Genomic DNA, 19,509 nt, shown 5'->3' on the forward strand with positions numbered 1-19,509 from the left:
ATAAGCCTGGAGTAGAGGATGAAAGTGACGCTGCCTGATTTCCGTCAAGCGAATGTGTTAGTGGTTGGGGATGTCATGCTGGATCGATACTGGTATGGGCCGACCAGCCGGATTTCACCCGAGGCGCCGGTGCCGGTGGTCAAGGTTGATACGATAGAAGAGCGACCCGGCGGCGCGGCGAACGTCGCGATGAACATTGCCGCGCTGGGGGCGGGGGCACGTCTGGTGGGGCTCACCGGAATTGATGATGCGGCCCGCGCGCTGAACGCCAAGCTGGGCGAAGTGAACGTAAAGTGTGATTTTGTCTCTGTTCCCACACATCCGACCATCACCAAGCTGCGCGTGCTGTCGCGTAATCAGCAATTGATCCGACTGGATTTCGAAGAAGGTTTTGCGGGCATTGATCCCCAGCCGATTGTCGAACGTATTCAACTGGCGCTGCCGAAAATTGGTGCGCTGGTGTTGTCTGACTATGCAAAAGGCGCATTAGCGCAAGTGCAAATCATGATTCAGACCGCGAAAGCGGCGGGGGTTCCGGTGCTGATTGACCCGAAAGGCACCGACTTTGCCCGCTACCGCGGCGCGACGCTGTTGACGCCGAACCTGTCTGAATTTGAAGCTGTGGCAGGGCGTTGTAAAACGGAACAGGAACTGGTTGATCGCGGCATGCAACTGGTGGCCGATTACGATCTCTCTGCGTTGCTGATTACCCGCTCCGAGCAGGGCATGACGCTGTTACAGCCGGGTCAAGCCCCGCTGCATTTGCCAACGCAGGCGCAGGAAGTGTATGACGTGACCGGTGCGGGCGATACGGTGATTGGGGTGCTGGCAGCAGCGCTGGCGGCGGGCAACCCGCTGGATGAAGCCTGCTTCCTGGCGAATGCCGCCGCAGGCGTGGTGGTCGGTAAGCTGGGAACCTCAACGGTAACTCCGATTGAGCTGGAAAATGCCGTCCGTGGCCGTGCCGATACCGGGTTTGGCGTGATGACGGAACAACAGCTGAAAGATGCCGTTGAACTGGCGCGCCAGCGGGGTGAGAAGATCGTGATGACTAACGGTTGTTTCGATATCCTGCATGCCGGGCACGTGTCCTATCTGGCAAACGCCCGCAAGCTTGGCGACCGCTTAATTGTGGCGGTAAACAGCGATGCCTCAACCCAACGTCTGAAGGGGCCGACGCGTCCCGTCAATCCCCTGCCTCAGCGCATGATTGTCCTGGGGGCGCTGGAGGCGGTTGACTGGGTTGTGCCCTTTGAAGAGGATACCCCGCAAAGGCTGATTGCCGGCATCCTGCCGGATATTCTGGTGAAAGGCGGAGACTATCAGCCGCATGAAATCGCCGGTAGTGAGGAAGTCTGGGCTAACGGTGGGGAAGTGAAGGTGCTGAATTTTGAGGACGGTTGTTCTACGACGAACATCATCAACACGATTAAAGCCAGCGCGTCTAAGTCTTAAAACAGATCGCTGACGGCGTCGATGCCGTTCAGGCCGCAAGCTAATGATCCTCGCCCTGCACATCACGGTCGGGGATCATAACAATCATCACGCCGACAGGGCGACACCTCAGATAAAACAGGTATGAAACCAGTGAAGAAAGAACCAGCCGAAGTGAATGCGCTCGCACTGCGGGTCGCGGAGTTGCGCCGGGTTTTACGCCATCACGAATACAAATATCACGTCGAAGATGCGCCCGAAATTCCTGATATCGAATACGACAAGCTGATGCAGGAACTGAAAGCCTTAGAAGCGGAACACCCTGAACTGGTGACCAGCGATTCTCCCACCCAGCGCGTGGGGGCTGCGCCGCTGGCGGCCTTTGAACAGGTGCGCCATGAAGTGCCGATGCTGTCATTGGACAACGTATTTGATGAAGAGAGCTATCTGGCGTTCAGCAAGCGCATTAGCGACAGGCTGAAAAACGGCGACGACCTGACATTCTGCTGCGAGCTGAAGCTGGACGGTTTAGCGGTCAGCCTGTTGTATGAAGATGGCCTGCTGGTGCAGGCGGCCACGCGTGGTGATGGGACGACAGGGGAAAATATTACCAGCAACATTCGAACCATTGCGGCGATCCCGCTGCGCCTTGAAGGCGATAATATTCCGCGTCGTGTCGAAGTTCGCGGCGAAGTGTTTATGAGGCACAGCGGCTTTGAGAAATTGAATGAAGAAGCCCGCCGCACTGGGGGAAAGGTGTTTGCGAATCCGCGCAACGCGGCGGCCGGGTCGTTGCGTCAGCTTGACCCGCGTATTACGGCGAAGCGCCCGCTGACGTTCTTCTGTTACGGCGTTGGCTTGCTGGAGGGAGGAGAACTGCCTGCCAGTCACTGGGAACGCCTGATGCGCTTCAAGGCGTGGGGGTTGCCGGTTAGCGATAAAATCAAGCGATGTACCGGTCCGTCCGAGGTGCTCGATTATTACCGCCAGATTGAGCAAACGCGCAGCTCGTTAGGCTTTGATATTGACGGTGTGGTCGTCAAAGTGGACTCTCTGGAACTGCAAGAGCGCTTAGGGTTCGTAGCCCGTGCGCCGCGTTGGGCTGTGGCTTTTAAATTCCCGGCGCAGGAACAGCTGACCTGGGTGCGTGATGTCGAATTTCAGGTTGGCCGGACGGGCGCCATTACGCCAGTTGCGCGTCTGGAACCGGTCGCGGTCGCCGGTGTGATTGTCAGCAACGCCACGCTGCACAATGCCGATGAGATTGAACGGCTGGGGTTGCAGATTGGTGATCGTGTGATTGTGCGGCGCGCGGGGGATGTGATCCCGCAGATTGTCGGTATTGTCGAATCTGAACGGCCAGCAACGGTGCAACCGATCGTTTTCCCTGTCGCCTGTCCCGTGTGTGGATCTGATGTGGAACGGGTGGAAGGAGAAGCCGTCACGCGTTGTACCGGCGGGTTGATCTGCGGCGCTCAGCGTAAAGAAGCGCTAAAGCATTTTGTTTCCCGTCGTGCGCTGGATGTCGAGGGCATGGGCGATAAGATCATCGATCAACTGGTGGAAAAAGAGTACGTGAAAACGCCAGCCGATCTGTTCCGCCTGAGCGCCGGGCTCCTGACGGGGCTGGATCGCATGGGGCCAAAATCCGCGACCAATCTAGTCAATGCGTTGGAAAAGGCGAAAAGCACCACGCTGGCGCGTTTCCTGTATGCATTGGGGATCCGCGATGTCGGGGAGTCGACGGCGGCTAATCTGGCCGCGCATTTTGGTTCACTGGAGGCGCTGTTTGCGGCTGATGAAGAAGCGCTTCTGGCGGTGCCGGATGTGGGGAAAGTTGTGGCTGCGCACGTACGTCATTTTCTTGAGGAAGAGCACAATCAAACCGTTATTCGTGAATTGACCGATCCTGCGGGTATCAACGTCCACTGGCCAGAGGTTCAGGTGGTCAACGCGGAAGAGATCGATAGCCCGTTTGCCGGAAAAACGGTCGTGTTGACCGGGTCGCTGAGTCTCCTGTCCCGCGATGAAGCTAAAGATCGGCTAACGGCGCTAGGGGCAAAGGTGAGCGGCAGCGTCTCGAAGAAAACCGATCTGGTGATCGCCGGGGAAGCCGCAGGCTCCAAACTGGTGAAAGCGCAGGAGCTGGGAATTGCCGTGATCGATGAAGCGGAAATGATCCGGCTATTGGGAGAGTAAGCGGGTGGAGAAAGAGGACCTGATCGAGATCGCGGCCGTGCAAATGCCTTTTGGTAAATATAAAGGGCGGGTATTGATCGATTTGCCGGAAGAGTATCTGCTGTGGTTTTCCCGCAAGGGCGAATTTCCTAAAGGTCGCCTGGGAGAGTTAATGCAGCTTACGTTAGCCATTAAAATCGAAGGGCTGCAAGGGCTGGTGACGCCCCTGAAACGTCCCTGAACCGGCGGGCGCTTACCGCCGGGCTTTCCTTCATATTCTTCTGATGCCGAAGGGGGGGCTACTCCTTTCGGCAATCTTGATAAAATAAATCCTCAGCGGCCATACACGTTAATCGCGCTACTCAGGCGTAGGGCCTGGCGATTAAGATCTTCAGCGGCTTCGGTCGATTGAGTCACCATATCGGTATTGCGCTGCGTCATTTGCTCTATTTGTGCAATCGACGTATTGATGAGGCCCAGCGCGGCAGTTTGTTCATGCGTTGCGTTGCTGATCTCTTTGATTAGCGTGGAAACTTGCAGGACTTCATTCACGATGTCACTGATATGGTTACCGGCGCTTTCGACCATCACGCGGCCCTGCTTGACACTTTCGACGTTGGCATCGATCAGCGCTTTAATCTCTTTGGCCGCGGAGGCGGAATGCTGTGCCAGATTGCGGACTTCGGCAGCAACGACGGAAAATCCCCGGCCCTGTACGCCTGCCCGCGCCGCTTCAACCGCGGCATTCAGCGCAAGGATGTTGGTCTGGAAGGCGATGCTGTCTATCACGCCGATAATATCAACGATTTTGTCGCTGGCGCTGGAAATGGAACCCATCATGCCGATGGTTTCCTTCATCATGTCGCCACCTTTTAACGCGACATGGCTGGCGGTTTCAGCCACGGTTGTTGCCTGAGTCGCGGTTGCCGCACTCTGCTGTACGGCAACGGTGATTTGTTCAATGGCCGCGGCGGTTTGTTGCAGATTGGCTGTCGTTTCTTCCGTCCGGGTATTCAGATCGACATTGTTTTCCGCCAGTTTATTGCTGACAGTGGTAATCCCCCGTACCTGTGTGCCGACGTCATCGACAAGCGAGTGCAGGTTCAACCCAAACTGGTTAATCGCGCGTAACAGCAGGCCGATTTCATCAACCCGATTCAGGTGAATATGTTTTACTTTGCGGCCTGATACCACATGCTGGGCCTGCTTTAGTATCACTCTCAACGGCTGGGAGATGTGTTTTTGCAAAAACACATCCGTGCCGACGAGCAGCAGCAGCGTCAGTACCAATAGCCACAGTGGATTCATACCGCTGAAAGCGAGCAGGCAGGGGATGAGCCCCGCAGCAACTAACGCCGCGCGTAAGCGCCAGCGAACGGACAATTTTTGCAACAGCGATAGCGGGGAAAAGAGCCCGGTGCGAACCACCAACCCTTTGTAGAATCTGCGCTTTCCCGCCTGTTTTTTCTTCACGGCATCATACAGCAGCTCGGCGGATTTGATTTCTTCGGCGCTGGGGGTATTGCGCACTGAGATGTAGCCGGTGAGTTGGTCATGATGGTAAACCGGCGTCACATTGGCGCGAACCCAATAGTGGTCGCCGTTGTTGCGACGATTTTTTACCAGTCCGGTCCAGCTGTCGCCGTGTTGCAGCGTAAACCACATATCGGCAAAGGCTTCTGCGGGCATATCAGGATGGCGCACGATATTGTGCGGCTGATTGATGAGTTGTTCTTCGGAAAAACCGCTGACTCTGATGAATGCCGAGTTAGCATACGTGATATGGCTATGAATATTTGTCGTGGACATCAATATGGTGTCCATGTCTAACAGATATTCCTGCTGTGTGACAGGCGTGTTTAATCTCATTAGAAACCCCGGCGTGCTTAATCCCGCTCAGCGTTCAGGTTTGGTCAGACGTGCGGTTCTTTTGGCTTCAGCCGCGTTGGTGATATCAGCGTCTGAAGCACAGCCGAGCCGCCGTATGGCTATCGCTGTGAAATCTGTCAGGGATATAGGCTATGTATATATTCAAATTATTCAAATAAGTATGCTGAAATTTTTTGAGTATCTAACGTGCTCATATAAAAAACCGATGCCAGACATTATTTATAATAAACAGGCTATCGCCCGATATTGCACGTACGGATGTTTTTATAGGCGTGTTTTGTCATAAATCGGTATTAATGTCAGCGCGCTTTTCAGCGCGTGCCAATTTATGATGAGGACGATTACCCTGTCAATTGATTCATTTTGTTTGCAATAAATAATTAAGGGAAAAGGATTGGAAATAGCTGGCGGGATGACGATGAATGGTTTGAAAAGTCGATGCCGGATGAGGGTTAATTGATGATGGAATAACTTGTTTGTTAATTTATTTTTTATTTTTTGTTTTCTCTGGTGGAATTGGATGTTGCTGTAATGATGTCCGCTGTTTTATTTTGACCTGTTTTTGTTTTTTTAAACGGCGTAATTTATTCCAGATCAAATATATCGTCCTGCGTTATCCGCAGGTCGGATCGATTATCCGGCCTGCGGGGAAAAATCATCAGGTGACCGGCGCCGGGTTGAAGACCGCCAATGCGTTATGCAGCCCCCATTGATCGGACCAGGTTTTTTTCTTGCCGCTGGCGATATCCAGAATGAAGTGGAAAAGCTGCCAGCCCACCTCTTCGATCGTGGCCTCTCCGGTGGCGATGGTGCCGGCGTCGATATCCATCAGGTCATGCCAGCGGTTTGCCAGCGCGGTGCGAGTCGCCATTTTAATCACCGGTACGGCCAGTAGGCCATAAGGCGTGCCGCGACCGGTGGTGAAAACCTGCACGGTGATGCCAGAGGCAAGCTGCTGAGTGCCGCACACAAAGTCGCTGGCCGGCGTCGCGGCATAAATGAGCCCGCGTTTGGTGGGGCGCTGACCGGGGGACAGCACTTCGACAATCGCGCTGGTGCCGGATTTAGCGATAGAGCCGAGCGCCTTTTCCACCACATTCGCCAGACCGCCTTTTTTATTGCCCGGCGAGGGGTTGGCGCTGCGGTCGGTCTGGCCGCTGTCGAGATAGTTATCATACCAGGCCATCTCTTCCAGCAGACGTTTACCGACGTCTTCATTCACCGCACGCGGCGTTAACAGATGAATAGCGTCGCGCACTTCAGTAACTTCGGAAAACATGACGGTCGCGCCGCAGCGCACCAGCAGGTCGGACGTAAAGCCAACGGCGGGGTTGGCGGTGACGCCGGAAAACGCATCGCTGCCGCCGCACTGCATTCCCACAACCAGCTCGGATGCCGGGCAGGTCACGCGCTGGCGTTGATTCAGTCGTTGCAGGTGTTTGTCCGCCATGGTGAGAATGTCATCCACCATCGAGCGGAAGCCGACGTGGTGTTCATCCTGCAAGCGCACAATACTGGTGTCATCCAGCGAAATCGCCTGTACGTCCGGCGTGCCTTCCAGCAGGCGCTCCGGTTGTAATTTTTCACATCCCAGGCCCACCACCAGTATTTCACCGCCGAAATTCGGGTTCAGCGTCAGGTTATGAAGGGTACGGATGGGGACAATCGCCGCCGGAGCATTAATTGCGACGCCGCAGCCGTAGAGGTGATTGAGTGCGACGACGCCGTCTACGTTCGGGTAATTGGGCAATAAATCCCGCTCTATGATTTTGACGACATAATCCACCACGCCGGCGACACAGTGTACGCTGGTGCTAATACCCAACAGATTCTTGGTGCCGACGCTGCCGTCGGCGTTACGGTAGCCTTCGAAAGTATAGCCTTCCAACGGCGGAAGAGGAGGCGGAACCCTGGTGGCGAGCGGCAGCGTTTCCAGCGCGGGCGCCTGAGGCAGTTCGACCAGCGATTCGTCAATCCAGCTCCCTTTGGCAATATCGCGCAGCGCATAGCCAATAATTTCGCCGTAGCGAATAATGGCGCCGGATTTGGCAATATCAACCAGGGCCACTTTATGTCCCTGCGGCACATGCTCAATTAATTCCAGGCCATCATTAAAACGGGTTCCGGCACGTAAGCCATTATTATTAACAACAATGGCGACATTATCGGATTCGTGAACCTTAATATAAAGCGGCTGTTCTTGTGCAGCATTAATTTCTGATTTATCTGACATAGTGAAAGCCTTTATTATTTGTTTGTCAGTCGTGCAGTGCGGACACTGGCACATGATTAACTTCATTGCTCATTAAATCAGTATACGTGGGCTTTACGGCGCATACATTATGCAACTGACCTAAGCCGGCTTTTTTTATTCGTTCCTTATAGGGCGAAATAACAATTTCAGGTGAGTTTGATCACATTCCATACCATCGCTGTTTCACTGCCTGAAATAGCAATAATATTTCCCGATGAAAAAAGAGAATAGCGGTGTTTTTCGTGAAACACCTCGCATTGAATAGGGCAAGTGCACCAACATATCAAAAAGGATATTTTTAATGTTGTGCTTTTCTCTAGTGAGCAGCCAGTAGGTAAAAATTATAATGGCCCTGCGAGTTGAAGATGTCAGCTAATTACTCTGAAGCCAGATAGCCTGGCTATTCGCAAAAAATAAAATGGCAATTTTAACCATCCATTGAGTCTTCATTCTGATAACCCTACATCGTTATCTGTTATCCGGAATGAATGAACGAACCGCGATTGAAGCAGGAGTTCATCATGAATACAGTAAGCTCAGCAGCTGGCGCGATACAAAAGAGAACAAACGCCCGCTACTGGATTGTCGTGATGTTGTTTATTGTCACATCATTTAACTATGGCGATCGCGCCACGTTGTCCATCGCTGGCTCCGCAATGTCAAAAGAGATTGGGCTGGATGCCGTAGGGATGGGTTATATCTTCTCTGCTTTTTCCTGGGCCTACGTTATTGGACAGATCCCGGGTGGGTGGCTGCTCGATCGCTTCGGTTCCAAACGAGTTTATTTCTGGAGTATCTTTACTTGGTCGATGTTTACCCTGTTGCAGGGTTTCGTCGATCTCTTCCCTACCACGGCGTCTATCGTCATCGCGTTGTTCTTCCTGCGTTTTATGGTCGGGCTGTGTGAGTCTCCCTCCTTCCCGGGAAATAGCCGGATTGTGGCCGCCTGGTTCCCGGCACAGGAGCGCGGGACGGCGGTCGCTATTTTTAACTCCGCGCAATATTTTGCCACGGTCATCTTCGCACCGATTATGGGCTGGCTGACCCACGCCGTGGGGTGGGCGCATGTGTTCTGGTTCATGGGCGGGCTGGGGCTCATCATCAGCTTTGTCTGGCTGAAAGTGATCCACGATCCCAAAGATCATCCGGGCGTGAATCAGGCCGAGCTGGATTATATTGAAGCCGGCGGCGCGTTGGTCAATATGGATGTCAAAGGGGCGAAAAAAGCCGCCGTAAAAGGGGAGAAATGGCATCAGGTCAAACAGTTGCTCACTTCGCGCATGATGATGGGCATCTATATCGGACAGTATTGTATTAACGCGTTGACCTACTTCTTCATTACCTGGTTCCCTCTGTATTTGGTGCAGGCGCGTGGCATGTCGATTCTCAAAGCCGGGTTTGTGGCTTCCGTCCCGGCGATCTGCGGGTTTATTGGCGGCGTGCTGGGCGGGGTTATTTCCGATTATCTGATGCGGCGCACAAATTCGCTGACGTTCGCCCGTAAAACACCCATCGTGCTGGGGATGCTGCTTTCGATGTCGATGGTGGTCTGTAACTATGTCGAAACCGAGTGGGTGGTTATTGCGGTCATGGCGCTGGCATTCTTCGGTAAAGGCATCGGGGCGCTGGGCTGGGCGGTGATGGCGGATACGGCGCCGAAAGAGATCAGTGGCTTAAGCGGAGGGTTATTTAACACCTTTGGTAATGCATCCGGCATTGTGACGCCGATTGCGATTGGTTACATCATCGGTATGACGGGGTCGTTCAGCGGCGGTCTGGTCTACGTCGGTATTCATGCCGCGGTGGCGATTATCAGCTACCTGTTCATCGTGCAAGACATTAAGCGCATCGAATTAAAACCGTTCGTTAAATAATGCAACAGCGCGATGCCTGTCACCGGTAAATATTGCAGCCTGCGTACATGCGGCACGATATATCACGGGGGAGGCAACTCCATAAAACGCTGTGCTATCACACTGATGGCGCGGCGTTTTGCTATTAATCTTCTACCAATTTTCTACCATTCATTCCCATAAAAACGGGAGCTCGCTATTCCCAATCGCGGGCCGCGACGATGCGTTTGTAAGACGAAAATTTACTTTTACCGGTTTTCGTGAAATACCTCCCATTGGCCTGTGATAATGACATATTTAATCTGTATTTAGCTGGGGAATGCTGTGCTATTGCCCAATGAGTTGTGAAATAAGAAAACTTATACTTTTTCCTGAGGTTGATAAAGCGAGATGGATTATCACACCGCTTTTTCCACCGTTTTATTCCTGTATCGAGGAAGTAAACCTGTTTTTATTCTGGCACCCCTACAAGCACGCTTTATTTCAACGCAGAGTAAAAACAAGGTCGCGCTAATAAAGTAGGAAAACAATATGAAATCATCTACTGGTGCACCATCTGTTTTTTATTTCTCTATAACCGCATTCTTTTCATCAGCCTCAGTGCGAGCCTGCACGATGGCAAACATCGGAACAGTCAGCGTCTTCCACTCAGTCGGTGACGGGAGCGTATCATGAGAAACTTGTCGGCAACGCCTGTGATTACCGATATGCAAGTCATCCCCGTCGCGGGTTATGACAGTATGTTGCTGAACATCGGTGGCGCGCACGGCGCTTATTTTACGCGCAATCTCGTCATCCTGACCGACAGCGCCGGGCATACCGGTGTCGGTGAAGCGCCCGGCGGCGAGGTCATTTATAACACGCTACTTGAGGCGATTCCTCGTGTGAAGGGGGAAGAAATCGCCCGCATGAACCGTCTGGTCCATGACATCCATGTCGGCAACCAGTCTTCTGATTTTGACTCCTTCGGCAAAGGGGCCTGGACGTTTGAACTCCGGGTTAACGCCGTCGCCGCGCTGGAAGCGGCGCTGCTCGACCTGATGGGGCAGTTCATGGGCGTGCCGGTTGCCGAACTGCTGGGGCCGGGTAAACAGCGTGACGAAGTGACGGTACTGGGTTACCTGTTCTACATCGGCGACCGTACCAGGACGGATCTGCCTTATCTGCCGGGTGAAAAAGGTCAACACGAGTGGTATCACCTGCGTCACCAGCAGGCGATGGACAGCGAGGCGATTGTGCGTCTGGCTGAAGCCACGACGGACCGCTACGGTTTTAAAGATTTCAAACTCAAAGGTGGCGTACTGCCGGGTGAACAGGAGATCGATACCGTGAAGGCGCTGAAGAAACGCTTCCCGGATGCCCGCATTACGGTCGATCCCAATGGCGCCTGGCTGCTGGATGAAGCCATCGATTTGTGCAAAGACATGAAGGGCATTCTGACCTATGCGGAAGATCCTTGCGGTGCCGAACAAGGGTTCTCAGGTCGTGAAGTGATGGCGGAGTTCCGCCGCGCCACCGGGCTGCCGGTCGCGACCAATATGATCGCCACTAACTGGCGTGAAATGAACCATGCCGTAATGTTGCAGGCGGTCGATATCCCGCTGGCCGACCCGCATTTCTGGACGATGCACGGCGCAGTGCGCGTTGCCCAGATGTGTGATGAGTGGGGGCTGACGTGGGGTTGTCATTCAAATAACCACTTTGATGTTTCTCTGGCGATGTTTACGCACGTGGGCGCGGCGGCGCCGGGTAACCCGACGGCGATTGATACGCACTGGATCTGGCAGGAAGGTCAGCATCTGACTAAAGAACCGCTGCAAATCGTCAACGGCAAAATCAAAGTGCCGGAGCGGCCAGGTCTGGGGATTGAGTTGGATATGGAACAGGTCATGAAAGCCCATGAGCTGCATAAGACATTACCGAGCGGCGCACGTAATGATGCCGCCGCCATGCAGTACCTGATCCCCGGCTGGACATTTGATCGCAAGCGCCCGGTTTTTGGCCGCTAACCCGACATAAACAATTTGTTCCGACATAAACAATTAGAGAGACAGGACAAGAAAATGACATTGCAACGTTCAACGCCGGTGATTACCCATATGCAGGTGATCCCGGTTGCAGGTCACGACAGTATGCTGCTCAACCTGAGCGGCGCACATGCGCCCTATTTCACTCGCAACATCGTGATTCTGAAAGATAACGCCGGTAACACTGGCGTGGGTGAGGTGCCCGGCGGCGAGAAAATTTGCCAGACGCTGGAAGAGGCCTCGGCGTTGGTCATCGGTAAAACGCTGGGCGAGTACAAAAACGTCATGACGGCCGTGCGTGCACAGTTCGCCGAGCGTGACGCTGGCGGCCGCGGTTTACAGACCTTCGATTTGCGTACCACCATTCATGTCGTGACGGCGATTGAAGCCGCGATGCTCGACCTGCTGGGGCAGTTCCTCAATGTCAGCGTGGCTTCGCTGTTGGGAGACGGCCAGCAGCGTGATGCGGTGGAGATGCTGGGTTACCTGTTCTACATCGGCGATCGCAATAAAACCGATCTGCCTTACCAGAGCCAGAGTAACGAGAAATGCGACTGGTATCGCCTGCGTCATGAAGAGGCCCTGACCCCGGAAGCCATCGTGCGTCTGGCGGAAGCGGCGTATGAGAAATACGGTTTCAATGACTTCAAACTGAAGGGCGGCGTTCTGGCCGGTAGCGAAGAGGCGGAAGCGGTAACGGCGCTGGCGAAGCGCTTCCCGCAGGCGCGTATCACGCTGGATCCAAACGGAGCCTGGTCGCTGGATGAGGCAATACGCTTGGGTAAACAGTTGCGCGGCGTGTTGGCCTACGCGGAAGACCCCTGCGGCGCGGAGCAAGGTTTCTCTGGTCGTGAGGTGATGGCGGAGTTCCGTCGTGCGACGGGGCTGCCTACGGCGACCAACATGATCGCCACCGACTGGCGACAGATGGGTCACACCTTTTCTCTGCAATCGGTCGATATCCCGCTGGCCGACCCGCATTTCTGGACGATGCAAGGCTCCGTCCGTGTCGCACAGATGTGCCACGAGTGGGGCTTGACCTGGGGTTCTCACTCCAATAACCACTTTGATATCTCACTGGCCATGTTTACTCAGGTCGCGGCGGCGGCGCCGGGCAAGATCACGGCGATCGATACGCACTGGATCTGGCAGGAAGGCAACCAACGTCTGACAAAAGAACCGTTGCAGATTGTCGGCGGTATGGTGGCGGTGCCGAAAAAACCGGGGCTCGGTATCGAACTGGACATGGATCAGGTAATGAAAGCGAATGAACTGTATAAAAACATGGGATTAGGCGCGCGTAACGATGCGGTAGGCATGCAGTACCTTATTCCTGAGTGGACGTTTGATAACAAGCGTCCGTGTCTGGTGCGCTAACGTGCTGATTTTCCGCTTTTAGGGTGCGGCCTCGATGGACGACGCCGCGCCGGAATGACCGAGGATAAAAAATGAAGACTCCGCTGTTACCTAACCGTTTTCGCCAAGATTTGCAGCAGGGGAAGACGTTGATTGGTTGTTGGTGTGCGCTGGGCAACCCGATTTCAACTGAAGTACTTGGACTGGCAGGATTCGACTGGCTGGTGCTGGACGGCGAGCATGCGCCTAACGATATCCTGACGTTCATTCCCCAACTGATGGCGCTGAAAGGCAGCGACAGTGCGCCCGTCGTGCGCCCGCCGTGCAATGAACCGATCATTATCAAGCGGTTGCTGGATATTGGGTTCAATAACTTCCTGATCCCCTTTGTGGAAACGGCGGAAGAGGCCGCGCGCGCCGTGGCCTCTACCCGCTATCCGCCGGCAGGGATCCGCGGCGTCTCCGTGGCGCATCGCAGCAACGGTTATGGCACCGAGCCGGACTATTTCGCCAGAATTAATGACTGCATTACCGTGGTGGTGCAAATCGAAAGCCAGGAAGGGCTTGATAATCTGGATGCCATTATCGCGGTTGACGGGGTTGATGGCGTATTCGTCGGCCCGAGCGATCTGTCCGCGGCGCTGGGGTATCTCGGCCAGCCGAATCATCCCGAAGTGCAGAATGCCATCCGCCACATCTTCGACCGTGCGGCGGCGCACAACAAACCCTGCGGTATTTTGGCGCCGGTTGAAGCCGATGCGCGTCGCTATTTGTCGTGGGGCGCGACCTTTGTCGCCGTCGGCAGCGATCTGGGCGTGTTCCGTAGCGCCACGCAGGCGCTGAGCGACAAATACAAGAAGTGAACAGCGGTTCCGCTGCGAATCGAATCCGCTCTGCGGCGGGTTTATCGTGAATTGAAGTGATATCTACATCAGACAATGAGGTTAGGGCAATGAAAATTGGTTTTATTGGACTGGGCATTATGGGAAAACCGATGAGTAAAAATCTGCTGAAGGCAGGTTACTCATTAGTCGTGATGGACAGAAATCCGGAAACGGTCGCAGATGTGGTTGCTGCGGGCGCAACGGCGGCTGAAACGCCGAAACAGGTTGCCGAACAGAGCGATGTCATCATCACCATGCTGCCGAATTCCCCGCATGTTAAAGAGGTGGTGCTGGGAGAGAACGGCGTCATTGACGGCGCGCGTGCCGGCAGCATTGTCGTGGATATGAGCTCAATCGCGCCGCTTGCCAGCCGTGAAATCGCCGCCGCTCTGGCGGAAAAAGAGATTGCGATGCTGGATGCGCCGGTCAGCGGTGGTGAACCTAAGGCGATTGACGGCACGCTGTCGGTGATGGTCGGCGGTGACAAAGCGCAGTTTGAGCGCTGTTTTGAGATCCTGAAATCGATGGCGGGTTCCGTGGTACATACCGGCGATATTGGTGCCGGCAACGTGACCAAACTGGCGAATCAGGTCATTGTGGCGCTGAACATCGCGGCGATGTCGGAAGCGCTGGTGCTGGCGACGAAAGCGGGGGTTAACCCTGAGCTGGTCTATCAGGCGATCCGCGGCGGACTGGCGGGCAGTACCGTGCTGGATGCCAAGGCGCCGATGGTACTGGATCGCAATTTTAAACCGGGTTTCCGCATCGATCTGCATATTAAAGATCTGGCGAACGCGCTGGATACCTCACACGGCGTGGGGGCGCAGTTGCCGTTGACGGCGGCCGTGATGGAGATGATGCAGGCGCTGAAAGCGGACGATCTGGGATCGGCCGACCACAGTGCGCTGGCTTGTTACTACGAGAAACTGGCTAAAGTTGAAGTATCAAGATAACCAATGGCCGTGAGTCGGCTGGCGCAGGAGGCCAGCCGACCAGCGGATAACCATTCTGATCCACTCAATAGATTTCAGGATCTGCGATTTGCGTTGCAGGACAGTTTGTTCTCGGTTTGAACAACGGACACGCAGCCTGAAATATAACGGGTATTAGCGCCGTTTCATGAGCGCGCGGATTATTGATGCAATCGGAACGTTGATGAAATCGGACCGTTTATGAAAATAGTGATCGCACCGGATTCTTATAAAGAAAGCCTGTCTGCACAAGAGGTTGCCACGCAGATTGAAAAGGGGTTTCGTGAAATCTTTCCCGATGCCTGCTATGTCAAATTACCCGTTGCAGATGGTGGGGAAGGCACCGTTGAAGCGATGGTTGCAGCGACCAACGGCAGGATTGTCAATGTTAAAGTCACTGGCCCGTTAGGCGATAAGATCGACGCGTTTTTTGGTCTGTCTGGCGACGAGAAAACGGCCTTCATCGAGATGGCGGCGGCGAGCGGGTTAGAGCGGGTGCCTTCGCAACAGCGCAATCCGTTAAAAACCACCAGCTATGGCACGGGCGAGCTGATTCGCTGCGCGTTGGATCACGGCGTCAGACACTGCATCATCGGTATTGGCGGCAGCGCAACCAATGATGGCGGGTCAGGGATGGTGCAGGCGCTGGGCGCGAAGCTGCTGGATGATAAGGGCGAGCAGATCGGTTTTGGCGGTGGCGAGCTCGACAAGCTGGTGAGCATTGATATCCGTGAACTGGATGAGCGAATTAAAGGTTGCCGCTTTGAAGTGGCCTGTGATGTAACCAATCCGTTAACCGGGAAGCAGGGCGCATCGGCGATATTTGGCCCTCAGAAAGGGGCCACGCCGGCCATGATCGAACAGCTGGATAGCGCGCTGAAGCATTATGCGGCGATCATTCTCCACGATCTGGATATCGCGGTGGAGCAGGTTCCCGGCGCTGGCGCCGCCGGCGGGATGGGGGCGGCGCTTCAGGCGTTTTGCGGTGCCGAACTGCGTCAGGGCATTGAGATTGTGACAGAGGCGCTGGGGCTGGATGAACTGGTACGGGATGCCACGCTGGTGATCACCGGGGAAGGGCGTATCGACAGCCAGACGGTTCACGGCAAGGTTCCGATTGGCGTGGCGCGGGTCGCCAAACAGTATAATAAACCCGTGATTGGCATTGCAGGCAGCCTGACGGCAGATGTCGGCGTCGTCCATGAACATGGTCTGGACGCTGTATTCAGCGTGCTTTACAACATCTGTTCTTTAGAAGAAGCGCTGGATAACGCGGCGGAAAACGTGCGGATGGCGGCGCGGAATATCGCCGCCACGATCCGTCTGGCGCAGTCCGTCTCGCGCTGAGCGCCATCGTGATTTGGTAGGGACTAGATTCAATGTCGACCTTACTAAATAATGTCGGCTTTACTAAATATTGTATGCAGACGTAGACGCGGAGACGGTTTCGTGCGCCACAATACTGATATTTCATGCTACTTCGCAGCACGCGCCCGACACGGGGAGGCTCAAACGCCGCTCGCCCCGTTACCCCTGGGCTTTCGGCGTAAATTATGCCGCTAACGCGGTACCCTCGTCGGTATCTGGCTTAACGGAGCGATTGCGACACGATTACTCGCCCCATAAATGGGGCTCGCCCTTCGGGCCAGCACGTGGCGCAAGTTTTCGTCGCGTCCTGCGGCTCATCCTAAGCCAGCTACCTCCTCAGCGCCCGATAACGGCAAAACCCACGATGTTCTCCTGTGCTTGTGACGAAGAGACAGAGCTATGCCGGGAATATTGATTACGGGTGTAGCGGTTTGATATGCGGCTGGGCGGCTTTGTTGACGTTTTCAATCTCATCAAGCAGTTCCAGCCATTCAGGTTCCAGCTCGCTGGCGTGAATACCTTTAGACAACTGTTGCTCCAGATAGCGGCAAATACGTTTCAGGCGCGGAACGCCGCTGTAGCTGCAACTGCCATGCAGTTTATGGATCAGTTCGATAATGTTTTCATCCGTCTGACCATTCAGCTCGTTTTCTACCTTCTGACGCACCTCCGGCAGGAAATCCAGCAGCATTTGCAACAGGTCACGCGCCAGTTCGGGTTTATTGGCCGCCTGCTGTTGCGCCAATGCCCAGTCAAGCGACAACTGGCTGTCGTCATGCTCGCTCAGTAGGCCGGAGATATCGCCTTGTTCCCGCGTTGGCGGATCCTGACGCGCATGGCGCGTCAGCACGCTTTTTAGCATCTGCTCGTCTATCGGTTTAGCCAGATAGTCATCCATTCCAGAGCGCAGCAGGTGTTCGCGCTCATCAGCCATGGTTTGTGCCGTCACGGCGATGATCGGCGTGGTGACATGGTGGGGGATCTGACGGATCAGTTCGCAGGCGCGTATGCCGTCCATTCCCGGCATCTGAATATCCATGAGGATGATATCGATGTGGTGTTTTTTGGCCTGTGAAATGGCATCCGGCCCGTTCTCACAGAGGATAATGGTGTCGACCTGCTCTTCCAGCAGCGTACCAATCAGTTTCAGGTTCGCGGGATTGTCATCAACCGCCATCACGCTAAGCGGCAATCGGACCGGATGGGGAGCGGCACTTTGGTTCGATGCCGCGTTATCCGTCAGCGGCGCGTGGGGAAATAGCGTGCTGTCCTGTAATAATGGCAGCAGGCGTTGCGCGGCGATCGGTTTACTCAGACAGGCATGCACGCCGAAGGTTTTCAACTGTTCGGCATCCATTTGCGCCAGACTCGGCAGCGCCATCATCACGTAGGGCGCGCGGCGGCAGACATCACGCAGTCTGGGCATGTAATCGAGCAGCGTATTGCGATATTGCACGGGAATGCCGAGCAGCAGAATATCAAACTCCTCTTCCGGCAGTTGCTCCAGCGTCGGGCTGTGGCTCACTATCAGCGGCGTCTGGCTCAGGATATCCAGCGTGGCCTGTGCGGCGATAGGATGGTATTCCACGTAGGCCAGACGTTTGCCTTGCAGCATCGTGTAGACGGGCTCGGTGGGAACCGCGTGCGGGTTGAGCGCCAGCGTAATGTGGAACCAGAACGTCGACCCTTTGTTGAGCTGGCTTTGGAAACTGATATGGCCGCCCATTTCTTTGACTAAACGCTGGGTGATGACCAGTCCGAGTCCCGTACCGCCATGACGCCGTGAAATACTGGTGTCGGCCTGACGAAAAGCCTGAAACAGCTGCGATTGCTGCAATTCGGCGATGCCGATACCGGTATCGCGGATCTGCACTTCCAACTGCACCTGGTTTTGCTCCTGCCGACGCTTCTCGACCCGAATATCAATATTGCCCTGCTCGGTAAATTTAATCGCGTTACCCAGCAGGTTGGTGATGATTTGCTGTATGCGCAGGGGATCGCCGACGAACTGTTGGGGAACGTCATTCTGAATGCTGAGCGTCAGTTCCAACCCTTTTTCATGGGCAGTATGCGCCAGTAACATCACGACTTCATCCAGCGTGTTATGCAATGAGAAGGGGATATCTTCCAGCACCAGTTTTCCGGCTTCCAGTTTGGAGAAATCCAGTACGTCGTTAATAATGTTCAGCAGGTTATTGGCGGAACGTTCGATGGTGAGCAGATAGTCGGTTTGCGTCGGGTTCAGCGGTGTTTTCAACGTCTGGCGGGTGAAACCGATCACGCCATTCAGCGGTGTTCTCAATTCGTGAGACATATTGGCCAGAAATTCCGACTTGATGCGCGCGGCTTCCTGCGCCCGTTTTTTGGCCAGATCCAGCTCAACGTTTTGGATCTCCATCTGCTCCAGCGTTTCCCGCAGATCGTAGGTCGCCTGATCGATGTTTTGCTGCATCTCTTCATGATAGGCGGTCAGCGACATCGCCATGGAGTTAATGCCGTTTTTCAACATATCCAACTCGCCGAGCATGTCGCCTTCCACCCGGCTATCCAACTGGCCACGGCGTATACGATCGACCGTGTCCACCATATTACGGATGGGGGCGGTGACGTCTCGCATCAGGCGATAAGCGAAGAAGACCGCCGCGCCCAGAGACAACAGCAGCAAGATCGCGGCGATGAAGATTTCCTGATACTGCTGAAGCCGAATGGTGCTGGTGTCCAGCTCTATCACCAGATAACCCATGGGGGTGGTCTGGCCGGACTGCGCGGGCGCCGTTTCGCGGGGCGCGAACTCTCTGTCAATGGCGATCGGCATATGAAGAATCAGAGCGTCATCGGTGTAATGCAGGTGCATCTTATTGCCAGAGAAGTCATCGTTGTTGAGCAACTGTAATGGAACGTTATTGCGTACATTGGTCGTGGCCAGTAGCTGGTTATGCGCATCGAACACGCTGATGGTGCGAATAATCGCGGAGTGTTGGCGATGAAGCGTATTGATCAACGGCGGGATCGCCTCCGTCTGACGATGGGTAATGGCGTAAGCGGTGATCGTCGCCAGCGGTTCAATGATGCTGGTGCCGGAGTTAGCCAACTGCGACTGCAACTGGTTGTAACGGTGGATAACGAAAAATGTACTGAGCAACAGCCCGATCATGAGCGTCGGAGCCAAAATCAGTATCAACATCCGTGCACGAAGACTGTATTTGGTCATGAGGTTCCAATGTGGGAGAATTAAAGGATATCGGGCACCCTTACATGTATCGGGTATAACCGTTCAACTCAAGAGATAAATCG

General features: G+C 54.6%; 12 protein-coding genes. 9 read left to right on the forward strand and 3 right to left on the reverse strand.

Annotation, left to right across the window (positions count from 1 at the left end; genetic code table 11):
• Positions 1 to 18 precede the first annotated feature (18 nt).
• The 3 genes from hldE (at position 19) to EDC54_RS14215 (ending at position 3,853) form a co-directional block, all read left to right on the forward strand.
• Positions 19 to 1,455, forward strand: a complete 1,437-nt coding sequence (gene hldE, locus EDC54_RS14205) for a bifunctional D-glycero-beta-D-manno-heptose-7-phosphate kinase/D-glycero-beta-D-manno-heptose 1-phosphate adenylyltransferase HldE (RefSeq protein WP_132457623.1) — start codon at positions 19 to 21, stop codon at positions 1,453 to 1,455.
• 123 nt (positions 1,456 to 1,578) lie between these two features.
• On the forward strand, positions 1,579 to 3,633 hold the full coding sequence (ligA, locus tag EDC54_RS14210; RefSeq protein ID WP_132457626.1) for an NAD-dependent DNA ligase LigA: 2,055 nt from the start codon (positions 1,579 to 1,581) through the stop codon (positions 3,631 to 3,633).
• Between the two features lie 4 nt (positions 3,634 to 3,637).
• Positions 3,638 to 3,853 (forward strand): DUF3820 family protein, encoded by a 216-nt coding sequence (locus EDC54_RS14215; RefSeq protein WP_132457629.1) that lies wholly within the window; start codon positions 3,638 to 3,640, stop codon positions 3,851 to 3,853.
• A 92-nt stretch (positions 3,854 to 3,945) separates the two neighbouring features.
• Here the strand turns inward: EDC54_RS14215 and EDC54_RS14220 are convergent, their stop codons facing one another.
• Together EDC54_RS14220 and garD are read right to left on the reverse strand one after the other, a co-directional pair.
• Positions 3,946 to 5,481: a methyl-accepting chemotaxis protein gene (locus EDC54_RS14220; protein ID WP_196238459.1), complete on the reverse strand. Its 1,536-nt coding sequence runs from the start codon at positions 5,479 to 5,481 to the stop codon at positions 3,946 to 3,948.
• A 679-nt stretch (positions 5,482 to 6,160) separates the two neighbouring features.
• Positions 6,161 to 7,735, reverse strand: coding sequence for a galactarate dehydratase (garD, locus tag EDC54_RS14225; RefSeq protein ID WP_132457632.1), 1,575 nt, complete (start codon positions 7,733 to 7,735; stop codon positions 6,161 to 6,163).
• Positions 7,736 to 8,277: 542 nt separating this feature from the next.
• Between garD and EDC54_RS14230 the strand changes: the two genes are divergently transcribed.
• The 6 genes from EDC54_RS14230 to EDC54_RS14255 all read left to right on the forward strand — a co-directional run bounded on the left by EDC54_RS14230 (position 8,278) and on the right by EDC54_RS14255 (position 16,194).
• Positions 8,278 to 9,630 carry an MFS transporter gene (locus tag EDC54_RS14230; RefSeq protein WP_132457635.1) on the forward strand — a complete coding sequence of 451 codons (1,353 nt, stop codon included), beginning with the start codon at positions 8,278 to 8,280 and terminating at the stop codon, positions 9,628 to 9,630.
• Positions 9,631 to 10,280: 650 nt separating this feature from the next.
• Complete coding sequence (locus EDC54_RS14235) at positions 10,281 to 11,618, forward strand: enolase C-terminal domain-like protein (RefSeq protein ID WP_132457638.1); 1,338 nt, start codon at positions 10,281 to 10,283, stop codon at positions 11,616 to 11,618.
• Between the two features lie 54 nt (positions 11,619 to 11,672).
• A complete protein-coding gene (gene gudD, locus EDC54_RS14240) occupies positions 11,673 to 13,013 on the forward strand; it encodes a glucarate dehydratase (protein WP_132457641.1) in 1,341 nt (446 codons plus the stop codon).
• Between the two features lie 71 nt (positions 13,014 to 13,084).
• A complete protein-coding gene (gene garL, locus EDC54_RS14245) occupies positions 13,085 to 13,855 on the forward strand; it encodes a 2-dehydro-3-deoxyglucarate aldolase (RefSeq protein WP_132457644.1) in 771 nt (256 codons plus the stop codon).
• A 59-nt stretch (positions 13,856 to 13,914) separates the two neighbouring features.
• Positions 13,915 to 14,829 carry a 2-hydroxy-3-oxopropionate reductase gene (gene garR / locus EDC54_RS14250; protein ID WP_268991125.1) on the forward strand — a complete coding sequence of 305 codons (915 nt, stop codon included), beginning with the start codon at positions 13,915 to 13,917 and terminating at the stop codon, positions 14,827 to 14,829.
• Positions 14,830 to 15,048: 219 nt separating this feature from the next.
• On the forward strand, positions 15,049 to 16,194 hold the full coding sequence (locus EDC54_RS14255; protein ID WP_132457650.1) for a glycerate kinase: 1,146 nt from the start codon (positions 15,049 to 15,051) through the stop codon (positions 16,192 to 16,194).
• A 436-nt stretch (positions 16,195 to 16,630) separates the two neighbouring features.
• Here EDC54_RS14255 and barA read toward each other — a convergent pair whose 3' ends face one another.
• Positions 16,631 to 19,426: a two-component sensor histidine kinase BarA gene (gene barA, locus EDC54_RS14260; protein ID WP_132457653.1), complete on the reverse strand. Its 2,796-nt coding sequence runs from the start codon at positions 19,424 to 19,426 to the stop codon at positions 16,631 to 16,633.
• Between the last annotated feature and the right edge of the window lie 83 nt (positions 19,427 to 19,509).

The organism is Samsonia erythrinae (genome assembly GCF_004342665.1).
Lineage (GTDB): Bacteria > Pseudomonadota > Gammaproteobacteria > Enterobacterales > Enterobacteriaceae > Samsonia > Samsonia erythrinae.

Excerpts from the sequence above, each read along its gene's own strand:
- gudD (WP_132457641.1), top strand. The coding sequence starts at position 11,673 with ATGACATTGCAACGTTCAACGCCGGTGATTACCCATATGCAGGTGATC.
- ligA (WP_132457626.1), top strand. The coding sequence starts at position 1,579 with ATGAAACCAGTGAAGAAAGAACCAGCCGAAGTGAATGCGCTCGCACTG.
- EDC54_RS14235 (WP_132457638.1), top strand. The coding sequence starts at position 10,281 with ATGAGAAACTTGTCGGCAACGCCTGTGATTACCGATATGCAAGTCATC.
- EDC54_RS14230 (WP_132457635.1), top strand. The coding sequence starts at position 8,278 with ATGAATACAGTAAGCTCAGCAGCTGGCGCGATACAAAAGAGAACAAAC.
- EDC54_RS14220 (WP_196238459.1), bottom strand. The coding sequence starts at position 5,481 with ATGAGATTAAACACGCCTGTCACACAGCAGGAATATCTGTTAGACATG.
- garD (WP_132457632.1), bottom strand. The coding sequence starts at position 7,735 with ATGTCAGATAAATCAGAAATTAATGCTGCACAAGAACAGCCGCTTTAT.
- EDC54_RS14255 (WP_132457650.1), top strand. The coding sequence starts at position 15,049 with ATGAAAATAGTGATCGCACCGGATTCTTATAAAGAAAGCCTGTCTGCA.
- garL (WP_132457644.1), top strand. The coding sequence starts at position 13,085 with ATGAAGACTCCGCTGTTACCTAACCGTTTTCGCCAAGATTTGCAGCAG.
- barA (WP_132457653.1), bottom strand. The coding sequence starts at position 19,426 with ATGACCAAATACAGTCTTCGTGCACGGATGTTGATACTGATTTTGGCT.
- hldE (WP_132457623.1), top strand. The coding sequence starts at position 19 with ATGAAAGTGACGCTGCCTGATTTCCGTCAAGCGAATGTGTTAGTGGTT.